Consider the following 11,747-nt stretch of genomic DNA (forward strand, 5'->3'; position numbering starts at 1 on the left):
GCAATGGTTTATCCGCATATAAGCACATCGGCTGATTTGCTGAAAAGTACGGTGCGCCTTGACCAACTTTTCCCGTATTTAAAGGAACAAGGAGCCGTTTCAGCTGCAATCGTCAACACTAAACTATACGGTATTCTTCCATTTTGGGAAGAATGCCGCCGTGCCGGCATCCATGGGGTGGTCGGCCTTTCGGCATTTATCGAGTATGAAGAATTGCACTACCCGGTCGTTTTGTATGCCCAATCGAATAAAGGCTATAGCAACCTCTTAAAGATTTCCAGCGCCTTGTCCACAAGGGAAAAAGAGTCCATTCCGGAGCAATGGCTGAAAGCTTACCGGGAAGGCCTGATCTGTGTTATTCCGAATAAACTTGAGTGGCTGCTGACGGACCGCAAACCGGTGTTTGAATACATAAAGGATTTATTTGGCTCGGCAGCGTTCGGCAGTATTGACAGGCCAGGCGGAATTCTGTCTGAACAGGAGCCGGCATTTGCTGAAATCTGCGAAAACATGGAGCTGCCGATAATTGCAACACACGAAAGCCGTTATCTGTTTGAACAGGATGCTTTTGCATATGAGGTGGCCTCAGCAATCGGCCAAGGGCAGAAGATAAATGATCCGGAAAGGCAGAAGCCTGAGCATCTGTTTGCATACGTGCCAAGCCGTACGGAATTCGAATCCTGGTTTGCCGATCATCCGGAATGGCTCCAGCGCACTGCGGATCTGCTGGAAAGCTGCCAGGTGGCAATTCCGATGAATCGCCAACTGCTTCCGGTATTTCCGTTGGCTCAAGAAACCGACAAAGCTGCTTTTATTGCTGAGTTGTGCAAAACGGGATTAGCTGATCGGGTACCAGGTTTTTCAAAACTTTACCAGGACAGACTGGACTACGAACTGTCAGTAATCGGAACAATGGGCTTTATCGATTATTTCCTGATAGTCGCAGATTTCATGAAATATGCCAGAGACCAGGATATTATGACAGGTCCGGGACGTGGATCTTCGGCCAGTTCGCTCGTTGCCTATTCATTGAAAATTACCGATGTGGACCCTCTCGAGCATGGTTTGCTTTTTGAGCGCTTTTTAAATCCGGAGCGTGTCACATTGCCGGATATCGACATTGATTTTGCTGACCATAGACGCCACGAAGTGGTAGACTATGTAGCAAAAAAATACGGTGCGGTCCGAACAGCGCAGATTATTACATTTGGTACCTTGTCGGCTAAAGCGGTTGCCCGTGATACGGCCCGTGTATTCGGTTTTGAAGCGGAAGAGCTTGAAGCTATTTCAAAAATGATACCGAACCGGCCAGGAACGACGCTCCGATCCGCCCTGAAAGAGTCTCCGGCTCTGAATGCCTGGATTGTGGAACGGGAAGAGCGCAAATCCTGGTTCAAGACAGCTTTGAAATTGGAAGGCTTGCCGCGCCATGCCTCCACCCATGCGGCGGGTGTAATTTTAAGCCCGACACCGCTGGTTGAACATGTTCCGATCGAAAAGGGAAACGAAGGCATCTTTTTGACGCAATGGCCAATGCAGGAACTAGAAGCAATCGGCTTGTTGAAAATGGATTTCCTCGGCCTGCGGAATTTAACGATTTTGGAGCAGATCCGAAGCCTGATTTATTGGGATACCAAAAAACGAATCGACTACAGAAGCATTCCGCTCAAAGATGAAAAAACTTACAAGCTATTGGCATCGGGCGATACGACCGGTGTCTTCCAATTAGAGTCTGATGGGATGCGCCGCGCACTCCAGCAAATCAAACCAACGGCATTTGGCGACATTGTCGCTGTCAATGCCCTGTTCCGGCCAGGTCCCATGGAATTTATTCCTTTGTACGCCAGACGGAAGCATAAACAGGAAGCCGTGAAATACGTCCATCCGATTCTCGAACCAATTCTGAGTGAGACCTATGGCGTTATCGTCTACCAGGAGCAGATTATGCACATTGCCGCGAAAATGGCCGGCTTTTCACTGGGAGAAGCCGATCTGCTGCGCCGAGCCGTCAGCAAAAAGAAACGGGAGATTTTGGATGAAGAGCGGGCGCACTTTGTCGGTGGAGCAAAAGAGAAAGGATTTACCGAAGCGGAAGCAGGGGAAGTTTATGATTTGATCGTTCGTTTCGCGGATTATGGCTTTCCGAAAAGCCATGCTGTCGCCTATAGCATGATTTCCTATCAGCTGAGCTATATGAAAGCCCACTACCCGGTCTATTTCTATACCGGCTTGTTGGCCAACAGTGCCGGCAATACAGAAAAAACCAAACAACTGCTGCAGGAAATTAAAGAAAAGAAAATTCCGTTGCTGCCGCCGTCCATTCAAAAAAGCCGCCATTCGTTTTCTGTAGAAGAAGGGCAGGTGCGGATTGGGTTGAATGCGATAAAAGGGGTTCCGGGAACAACGGTCAGGGCACTGCTTGCTGCCAGAGAAGAAGGGCCATTCAGCAGTTTGTTCAATATTGCTGAACGCATTTCGGCTTTGCATTTCAACCGCAAATCGTTTGAACCGCTGATCAAAGCAGGTGCACTCGACGAGTTCGGCCACGACCGCAGTGTTTTATTGGCATCTCTCGACAGCGCCATCAAGCACGCTGAATTGGTCAAGCCGACCGAAGATCCCGGATTGTTTGATGATATGGGATCCAGTTTTATGAAGCCGAAGTACACCAAGGCAGCAGATATGCCTGAGACGCTGAAACTCGACTACGAAAAAGATGTTCTTGGATTTTACTTATCCAAGCATCCGATAGAACGCGAAAAAGAAAGTCGCCAGAAAATTTTTCATGAATTGAAATCGCTGAAAACTAAAGGCGATAGAGAAACGGTAACTGTTTTGGGGATGGTTGATGACATCAAGCGGATCCGAACAAAAAAAGGGGATGCCATGGCATTTTTGACTTTGATGGATGAAACAGGACCGGTTTCCGTGACGCTGTTTCCGGTAGAGTATGCGAAATACAATCTTCTTTTGGAACCGCAGGCAATTCTGGAAATCCACGGGGTAGTTGAAAACCGCAATCAAAAAACGGCTATTATATGCAAAACGATAGAAACTTGACTGCTTTTCTCAAAGAAAAGCAGTTTTTTCTTTACGTAGCACAATTTTTTTTGTAAGGTAAAGGATATGAGTGGCCAGACCACTTTCAAAAAAATGGGAACTGAGGAACCGCCATGAATCAATCGAAACGATATTTGGACATAGTACGGGACATTCGTGACATGATTCGGCAAGAAAAAATCAAGCCAGGCGACCGCATTCCATCTGAAAGGGAATTGGCCGAAACCATGCAGGTCGGTCGTTCAACTTTGCGGGAAGCGCTGCGCAGCCTGGAGTTGTTGGGATTGATTGAAACACGCAGGGGGGAAGGCACGTTTTTGTCTGATTACAGAAACCATAAATTGGTTGAAGTCTTGTCAACTTTCGTCCTGCAGGATAACCAATCACATGAAGATGTTTGGCGAACGCGCCAAATTCATGAAATGGCAGCTATCCATGAGATTTGCCAAAATGAAGCTGCCAGCCAGATGAAGATCTGGGACAGTTTCCGGCTGCGCCTCGAAGGCGAAAGTTTTCAGCGAGAAGATTTTGTCCGTGAACTGATGGTGTTATCAGGCAACCGCTTGTCATTGAAAATCTGGTTCTTATTGAAGCAATACAGCGGCAATCCATATGATGGAACCGTATCTTCAGAAGAAATAGACCGCATGAACGATATATTAACCGCTATTGAGCGGCAAGACGCAGATACAGCCATTCGCGAGTTTAAGGCTTGGAGCGAATGGCTACAAAAGGAGAGAATACGCAATGGCAATTATTCGTGATATTTTTAAACGCAACAAAGACAGCAAAGAAGCTACCATGCCTTCAAAAGCCGCAAAAGATGTTCCAGAAGGCTTAATGACCAAATGCCCGAACTGCAAGGAAATTACGTTGACGAAAGATCTGGAAAAAAACAATAAAGTTTGCCCAAAATGCGACCATCATTTTAAAATGACTGCGCATGAACGTATCAGTGGCTTATTGGATGCAGGAAGCTTTGAGTCGATGGATGACCATTTAAAATCGGAAAATCCACTCGGTTTTCCGGGGTATGCAGAGAAAGTGCAGGCAGACAGCGAAAAAACCGGTTTGAACGAAGCTGTATTAACAGGTTCTGGCAAATTACAAGGACAGGACATCGTTTTGGCTGTGATGGATTCACATTTTCGTATGGGTTCGATGGGTTCCGTTGTCGGCGAAAAAATTACACGCGCCATTGAAACGGCTACAGACCGCAAATTGCCATTTATCATTTTTACAGCGAGTGGCGGGGCACGTATGCAAGAAGGTGTGCTGTCTTTAATGCAGATGGCGAAAACCAGCGTTGCGTTAAAGCGACACAGCAACGAGGGATTGTTATTTGTATCTGTTCTGACGCATCCAACAACTGGCGGAGTTTCTGCGAGTTTTGCTTCAGTCGGCGACATCAATATCGCAGAGCCAAAAGCGTTGATCGGCTTTGCAGGCCGCCGGGTTATTGAACAGACCGTTCGTGAAAAGTTGCCGGAAGATTTCCAGACAGCTGAATTTTTGCTGGATCACGGACAATTGGATGCAGTGGTTCACCGCGCGTCAATGCAGAATACTTTGTCGACTATCGTACGTCTACATACGAAAGGGGCTGTGGCAAATGGCTAAGAAAAACGGAAAAAAATCTATGCCTTTTGAAGAGCCTTTAATTCAGCTGCGGGCAAAGATTTCAGAGTTGAAAGAATACACCGCTACGGCTGAAGTAGACTTGAGTTCAGAAATCAAATCGTTGGAAGATCGATTCTCTAAACTTGAAGAAGAAATTTACGAGAACATGAAACCTTGGGACCGCGTCCAGGTAGCGCGACACCCCGAGCGGCCGACGACTCTGGACTATATTCCCTTGATTTTTAATGATTTCATTGAAATGCACGGAGATCGCCTGTACGGAGATGATGCTGCTATCGTCAGCGGGATTGCCTCTTTCCACGGGCAGCCCGTGACCATTATCGGCCACCAGCGCGGCAAGGATACGAAAGAAAACGTCAGACGGAATTTTGGCATGCCGCATCCGGAAGGCTACCGGAAAGCATTGCGCCTGATGAAGCAGGCAGAAAAATTCAAACGGCCGATTATTTGCCTGATTGACACGAAAGGCGCATATCCGGGCAAAGCAGCCGAAGAACGTGGCCAAAGCGAAGCGATTGCCCGTAATCTGGTGGAAATGGCCGGACTCGAAGTACCGGTGTTGTCGATTGTGATTGGTGAAGGAGGAAGTGGAGGCGCGCTTGCACTGGGTGTCGGCAATCAGATTTTGATGCTGGAGAACTCGACATTCTCGGTTATCTCTCCGGAAGGGGCGGCTTCTATTTTATGGAAGGACTCTGCTTTAGCGCAAACAGCAGCCGAGGCGATGAAAATTACAGCACCGGATTTGTTGCAAATGAAAATAATTGAACACATGATTCCAGAAGTTCGCGGTGGTGCCCACCACGATCCGAAAAAACAAGCCTCAATCATTTCAGAAGCGATCCGACGCTCACTGGAAGAATTGAATGGCATGTCCGGCGAAGAACTGGTTGATCAGCGTTACCGGAAATTCAAATCCATCGGTGTATTCAGTGAATGACGGAGAACCGCCTCGGCGGTTCTTTTTAATTTCCAAGGTTATCGGCAGGTCTCCTTTCTTCGGAACCGGTCAGTAAAATGAAACAAAATCTTAACATGCTGCACGGCTTTTAAGGACTGACAGTAGCGCTTCGGCGTGGTAAGGTAAACAGAGTAAATGGACTGCAGGAGGGGTATTATGAAGAAAATTGGAGTATTGACAAGCGGAGGAGATTCACCGGGCATGAACGCGGCTGTCCGTGCGGTTGTCCGAAAAGGAATATACCACGGCATTGAAGTGGCTGGCGTTTATTCCGGATATCAGGGATTGATTGAAGGCAACATCAAAAGATTAGAAGCAGGCGACGTTGGCGATATTATTCAGCGCGGAGGCACTAAGCTGTATTCTGCACGCTGCGATGAGTTCCGCACCAACGAAGGCCAATTAAAAGCAATTGAGCAAATGAAAAAAGAAGGACTTGAAGGATTGGTGGTTATCGGCGGAGATGGTTCATACCGTGGAGCGATGGCTTTGACTGAACGAGGGTTCCCGTGCATCGGCGTTCCAGGGACGATTGACAACGATATTCCAGGAACAGATTACACAATCGGATTTGATACAGCGCTCAATACTGTTATTGAAGCAATCGATAAGATTCGCGACACGGCGACAAGCCATGAGCGGACTTTCATTGTGGAAGTAATGGGGCGCGATGCAGGCGATTTGGCACTGTGGGCTGGCCTTGCCGGTGGAGCAGAAACCATTCTGATTCCGGAAGAAAGTTATGATATCGATGAGATGATCGACCGTCTGCAAAAAGGGCGCGACCGCGGCAAGCGCCACAGCATCATCATCGTAGCGGAAGGCGTTATGGGCGGCAACGAGCTGGCTGACCTGATCAAAGAAAAGGCGGATATCGAAACGCGTGTTTCTGTGCTTGGCCATATCCAGCGCGGCGGATCTCCGACAGCGCGGGACCGTGTCCTGGGCAGTTTGTTTGGTGCCCGTGCAGTGGAAGTTTTGCTGAACGGCGGCGGAGGACGAGCTATTGGCATGAAGAATCATCAGGTGGTAGACTATGATATGACAGAAGCATTTACTGCTGAGCATAATGCTGATATGAGTTTGTATACTTTATCTAAAGAATTAGCAATTTAATATGGTAAATGGAGTGAGTTTATTGAGAAAAACGAAAATTGTCTGCACAATCGGACCAGCAAGTGAAACACCTGAACTGCTTGAACGCTTAATCGAAGCGGGAATGAACGTCGCCCGCTTAAATTTTTCACACGGAAACCATGAAGAACATGCCTTGCGCATCAAACGCATCCGTGAAGCAGCCGACAAAGCCGGCAAAATTGTCGGCATTCTGCTGGATACAAAAGGTCCGGAAATCCGGACGCACCAAATGGAGAACAACTCCATCGAATTGGTCACGGGCCAGAAAATTGAAGTATCCATGACAGAAGTGCTTGGAACGGCTGAGCGGTTCTCCATCACCTATGAACAGTTGATTGAAGATGTCGAAACAGGATCAATCATCTTGTTGGACGACGGGTTGATCGAATTGCGTGTTGAAAGCCTGGACAAAGAACAGGGCATTATCCATACCATCGTTGAAAATGCGGGAACTCTGAAAAGCAAAAAAGGCGTCAACGTGCCAGGCGTTTCGGTTCAACTGCCAGGAATTACGGAAAAAGATGCGCAGGATATCTTGTTTGGCATCGAACAAAATGTTGATTTTGTTGCGGCTTCATTTGTCAGAAGAAGTTCAGATGTCATGGAAATCCGCGGTTTGCTTGAAAAGAACAACGGTGCACATATCCAAATCATTCCGAAAATCGAAAACCAAGAAGGCGTCGACAATATCGATGATATTATCATGGTGTCCGATGGCTTAATGGTTGCACGTGGCGATTTAGGCGTAGAAATTCCGCCGGAAGAAGTTCCGTTGGTCCAAAAATCACTGATCGAAAAATGCAACAGTGCCGGCAAACCGGTCATTACGGCTACACAGATGCTGGATTCCATGCAGCGCAACCCGCGTCCGACACGCGCAGAAGCAAGTGACGTCGCCAATGCGATTTTTGACGGCACGGATGCGATTATGCTATCGGGTGAAACAGCAGCTGGCATTTATCCGGTCGAATCCGTTGAAACGATGCACCGCATCGCCGAAACGACAGAAGCCGCTTTAAATTATAAGCAAATTGTTTCGACAAGAAGAAAAGAAAAAGAGTCGAATATGACAGAAGCGATTGGCCAAGCCGTTGCCTATACGGCATTGAACTTAAAAGTTCAGGCCATTATTGCACCGACCGAGAGCGGCACAACCGCCAAAATGATTTCAAAATACCGTCCTGGCGCACCGATTATTGCGGTAACCTCTTCAGATCGGCCAGCACGCAAGCTGTCTCTTGTATGGGGCGTTCAGCCAATCGTCGGGACTTCAGTCGAATCGACAGATGAATTGCTGGAAAAAGCTGTGGATGAGAGCTTGAAGCATGGTTATGTGAAACACGGCGACCTTGTCGTGATTACAGCAGGAGTTCCAGTTGGACAAGCCGGTACGACTAACTTGATGAAAGTTCATGTTATCGGAGACATTCTTGCAAAAGGCCAAGGCATCGGCAAGACCGTCGCTTTCGGAGAAACAGTTGTTGTCAGAAATGCAGAAGAAGCACTGGCAGTTGACGTGGAAGGCAAAATCATCGTAACAATCGGAACAGATCGTGACATGATGCCAGCCATCAATAAATGTGCTGGCATCATAACAGAAGAAGGCGGATTGACAAGCCATGCTGCAGTTGTCGGCTTGAGTCTTGGCATTCCGGTTATCGTCGGCGTCAAAGAAGCGACTTCGCTTATCAAGAACAATTACGATATTACGATGGATGCAGAATCGGGCATCGTTTATCACGGCCATGCCAGTGTTCTGTAACAATCAGTAAGGAGGTCGGTCAAAATGATGAAATGGATTTTCCTAGCATTAATTATTGTGCCGTCTCTTGAGTTGGCTTTGCTGATTTGGGCAGGTGGCAAGCTTGGGTTTTTCGCTACAATGGCAATTATTGTGGCAACCGGTTTGATTGGTGCTTTTCTCGCAAAGAAACAGGGCTTAAAAGCGCTCAGGGATATTCAGGAGGGAATGAACAGTTTCCAGGCTCCTGGAGATCAATTATTGAATGCGGCATTCATTCTGGTGGGTGGAGTCTTGCTGCTGACACCAGGGTTTATCTCTGATGCTGTAGGCTTTACCATGCTTTTTAGTCCAACCCAGAAAATGTATAAGCCATTCATTTATCGAGTAATTCATAAAAAGATGAAAAATACCCGGGTTATCGTTGGATAATCCCGGGTATTTCCATCGATTTTTATAGGAAATTTAATTTCTATAAGCGTTTCCATTCACAAATTCTACAAAGTTGATTATAATGGCTAAGTAAGGAAATATAAACAGAAGTTCATAAACGCAGATGAGACATCATTCTGCATTTTTTTTTGGAATGATGAATTAGACTGAAGAAGGAGCGATTTACATGACATCGTCAAAAGGTTTAGAAGGTGTAGTAGCAACCCAATCCGCCATCAGCTCGATCATTGATGACACACTTACATACGTCGGCTACGATATTGATGACCTGGCTGTCAACGCCAGCTTTGAAGAAGTGATTTACTTATTGTGGCACCAGCGCCTGCCGAAAGCAGACGAATTGGCGGAACTGAAACAGCAGTTGGCTGACAATATGGCCGTTCCCCAAGCCGTACTGGATCATTTCAAGACATACGACATCAAGCATGTCCACCCAATGGCGGCGCTTCGCACTGCGGTTTCCATGCTCGGCTTGTTCGACGAAGAAGCTGAAGTGATGGAACCGGAAGCAAACTACCGCAAAGCCATCAAGATCCAAGCGAAAATTTCAACGTTGGTGACCGCATTTGGCCGCATCCGCAACGGACAAGAGCCGGTCGCACCGAAAACCGACTTGAGCTTCGCGGCGAACTTCCTCTATATGCTGTCTGGCGAATTGCCGGAAGCGATTGAAGAAGAAGCGTTCAACAAAGCGTTGGTGCTGCACGCAGACCACGAATTGAACGCCTCGACGTTCACGGCACGTGTCGCGGTCGCGACGTTGTCGGATGTGTATTCCGGCGTCACCGCAGCCATCGGCGCGTTGAAAGGCCCGCTTCATGGCGGTGCCAACGAGCAGGTCATGAAGATGCTCACGGAAATCGGCTCGGTCGACAATGTCGAGAAAGTCATCAACGAAAAATTGGCGAACAAAGAAAAAATCATGGGCTTCGGCCACCGCGTCTACCGCAAGGGCGACCCGCGCGCGAAGCATTTGCGCGACATGTCCCAGAAATTAACGAAGATCCGCGGCGAAGAAAAATGGTACGAGATGTCGGTGAAGATCGACGAAATCGTCACGGGCCAGAAAAACCTGCCGCCGAACGTCGATTTCTATTCGGCATCGGTCTACCACAGCCTGAACATCGAACACGATCTGTTCACGCCAATCTTTGCGGTGTCCCGCACATCCGGCTGGCTGGCCCACATTTTGGAGCAGTACTCGGACAACCGGTTGATCCGCCCACGCGCAGACTACATCGGACCGGGCATGCAGACTTATGTGCCAGTTGAGGAAAGATAAAAAATTCTTTCGCAATTTACTACTATAAAAAAATATAACTCATAGGGCTTGCACTCTGTGCAGCCCTATGACTTTGACCACAGGAGGAAATTATACATGGCTAACGGCGAAAAAATTTCAGTAGAAAACGGTATCTTGAACGTTCCTAACAATGCAGTAATTCCTTACATTATCGGTGATGGAACAGGACCGGATATCTGGTATGCAGCTTCACGTGTTTTAGAAGAAGCAGTAACAAAAGCTTATAACGGCGAAAAATCAATTGTTTGGAAAGAAGTACTTGCAGGACAAAAAGCGTTCGACGAAACTGGCGAATGGCTTCCTGAAGAAACTCTTGATATAATCCGTGAATACTTGATCGCAATCAAAGGTCCTTTGACAACGCCAATCGGCGGCGGTATCCGTTCATTGAACGTAGCACTTCGCCAGGAACTTGATTTGTACACTTGCCTGCGTCCAGTCCGTTATTTCGAAGGCGTACCTTCACCGGTTAAACGCCCTGAAGATACAGATATGGTTATTTTCCGTGAAAACACAGAAGATATTTATGCGGGCATCGAATACGCTAACGGATCTGATGAAGTGAAAAAATTGATTTCATTCCTTCAGGATGAAATGGGCGTTAAAAACATCCGTTTCCCTGAGTCTTCAGGTATCGGCATCAAACCGATTTCAGAAGAAGGAACAAAACGCTTAGTACGCGCAGCGATCAACTATGCTATTACTGAAAAACGTGAATCATTGACGCTTGTCCATAAAGGGAACATCATGAAGTTCACTGAAGGAGCTTTCAAAAACTGGGGCTATGAAGTTGCTGAGCAAGAGTTTGGCGATAAAGTGTTCACATGGAACCAATATGATGCAATCAAAGATGAGCAAGGAACAGATGCTGCAAACAAGGCACAAGAAGAAGCACTTGCTGCTGGCAAAATCCTTGTTAAAGATTCAATCGCTGATATTTTCCTACAGCAAATCCTTACACGCCCAAGCGAGTTCGATGTTGTTGCAACAATGAACTTGAACGGAGATTACATCTCTGATGCTTTGGCTGCTCAAGTAGGCGGAATTGGTATCGCTCCTGGAGCGAACATCAACTACGATACTGGACATGCTATTTTTGAAGCAACTCATGGTACAGCACCTAAATATGCTGGCCTTGATAAAGTGAACCCATCATCTCTACTTCTTTCAGGCGTCTTGATGCTTGAGCATTTAGGATGGGTAGAAGCTGCTACAATGATCACAAACTCTATGGAGAAAACAATTGCTTCTAAAGTTGTAACTTATGACTTCGCACGTCTAATGGACGGCGCTACAGAAGTGAAATGCTCTGAGTTTGCTGATGAATTGATCAAAAACCTATAAGAGTAAAAGAGAGGGAGGGGATTTTTTCCCTCCTTTTTTGTACCATTTATTAGTTAAATCTAAGTTTTATGGCTATATAAGTTGATTTTATGATCATCGCTTACCTG

At 46.9% G+C, this 11,747-nt stretch carries 9 protein-coding genes; all 9 read left to right on the forward strand.

Going from position 1 to position 11,747, the window contains the following annotated elements; all coding sequences use genetic code 11:
* Positions 1-3 precede the first annotated feature (3 nt).
* The 9 genes from dnaE to icd all read left to right on the forward strand — a co-directional run bounded on the left by dnaE (position 4) and on the right by icd (position 11,640).
* Entirely contained in the window at positions 4-3,060 is a 3,057-nt protein-coding gene (dnaE, locus tag QOZ98_RS16615; protein WP_407676715.1) for a DNA polymerase III subunit alpha, read from the forward strand.
* A 113-nt stretch (positions 3,061-3,173) separates the two neighbouring features.
* Positions 3,174-3,824: a FadR/GntR family transcriptional regulator gene (locus QOZ98_RS16620; RefSeq protein WP_308788436.1), complete on the forward strand. Its 651-nt coding sequence runs from the start codon at positions 3,174-3,176 to the stop codon at positions 3,822-3,824.
* Positions 3,808-4,680 carry an acetyl-CoA carboxylase, carboxyltransferase subunit beta gene (gene accD / locus QOZ98_RS16625; protein ID WP_308788437.1) on the forward strand — a complete coding sequence of 291 codons (873 nt, stop codon included), beginning with the start codon at positions 3,808-3,810 and terminating at the stop codon, positions 4,678-4,680. The genes QOZ98_RS16620 and accD overlap by 17 nt, the downstream gene beginning before the upstream one ends.
* On the forward strand, positions 4,673-5,641 hold the full coding sequence (accA, locus tag QOZ98_RS16630) for an acetyl-CoA carboxylase carboxyl transferase subunit alpha (RefSeq protein ID WP_308788438.1): 969 nt from the start codon (positions 4,673-4,675) through the stop codon (positions 5,639-5,641). Before accD ends, accA begins: the two co-directional genes overlap by 8 nt.
* Before the next feature lie 177 nt (positions 5,642-5,818).
* Positions 5,819-6,778 (forward strand): 6-phosphofructokinase, encoded by a 960-nt coding sequence (gene pfkA, locus QOZ98_RS16635; RefSeq protein WP_308788439.1) that lies wholly within the window; start codon positions 5,819-5,821, stop codon positions 6,776-6,778.
* Between the two features lie 22 nt (positions 6,779-6,800).
* Positions 6,801-8,561 (forward strand): pyruvate kinase, encoded by a 1,761-nt coding sequence (pyk, locus tag QOZ98_RS16640; protein ID WP_308788440.1) that lies wholly within the window; start codon positions 6,801-6,803, stop codon positions 8,559-8,561.
* A 24-nt stretch (positions 8,562-8,585) separates the two neighbouring features.
* Positions 8,586-8,972: an FxsA family protein gene (locus QOZ98_RS16645; protein ID WP_308788441.1), complete on the forward strand. Its 387-nt coding sequence runs from the start codon at positions 8,586-8,588 to the stop codon at positions 8,970-8,972.
* 187 nt (positions 8,973-9,159) lie between these two features.
* Positions 9,160-10,275 (forward strand): citrate synthase, encoded by a 1,116-nt coding sequence (citZ, locus tag QOZ98_RS16650; protein ID WP_308788442.1) that lies wholly within the window; start codon positions 9,160-9,162, stop codon positions 10,273-10,275.
* Positions 10,276-10,371: 96 nt separating this feature from the next.
* Entirely contained in the window at positions 10,372-11,640 is a 1,269-nt protein-coding gene (icd, locus tag QOZ98_RS16655) for an NADP-dependent isocitrate dehydrogenase (RefSeq protein WP_308788443.1), read from the forward strand.
* Positions 11,641-11,747: the final 107 nt, after the last annotated feature.

Origin of the sequence: Planomicrobium stackebrandtii, assembly GCF_030814955.1 — a bacterium.
GTDB classification, from domain to species: domain Bacteria; phylum Bacillota; class Bacilli; order Bacillales_A; family Planococcaceae; genus Planococcus; species Planococcus stackebrandtii.

Bases quoted from the DNA above. Each gene is read 5' to 3' on its own strand.
- accD (WP_308788437.1), top strand. From the start codon at position 3,808: ATGGCAATTATTCGTGATATTTTTAAACGCAACAAAGACAGCAAAGAA.
- QOZ98_RS16645 (WP_308788441.1), top strand. From the start codon at position 8,586: ATGATGAAATGGATTTTCCTAGCATTAATTATTGTGCCGTCTCTTGAG.
- pfkA (WP_308788439.1), top strand. From the start codon at position 5,819: ATGAAGAAAATTGGAGTATTGACAAGCGGAGGAGATTCACCGGGCATG.
- icd (WP_308788443.1), top strand. From the start codon at position 10,372: ATGGCTAACGGCGAAAAAATTTCAGTAGAAAACGGTATCTTGAACGTT.
- citZ (WP_308788442.1), top strand. From the start codon at position 9,160: ATGACATCGTCAAAAGGTTTAGAAGGTGTAGTAGCAACCCAATCCGCC.
- QOZ98_RS16620 (WP_308788436.1), top strand. From the start codon at position 3,174: ATGAATCAATCGAAACGATATTTGGACATAGTACGGGACATTCGTGAC.
- dnaE (WP_407676715.1), top strand. From the start codon at position 4: ATGGTTTATCCGCATATAAGCACATCGGCTGATTTGCTGAAAAGTACG.
- accA (WP_308788438.1), top strand. From the start codon at position 4,673: ATGGCTAAGAAAAACGGAAAAAAATCTATGCCTTTTGAAGAGCCTTTA.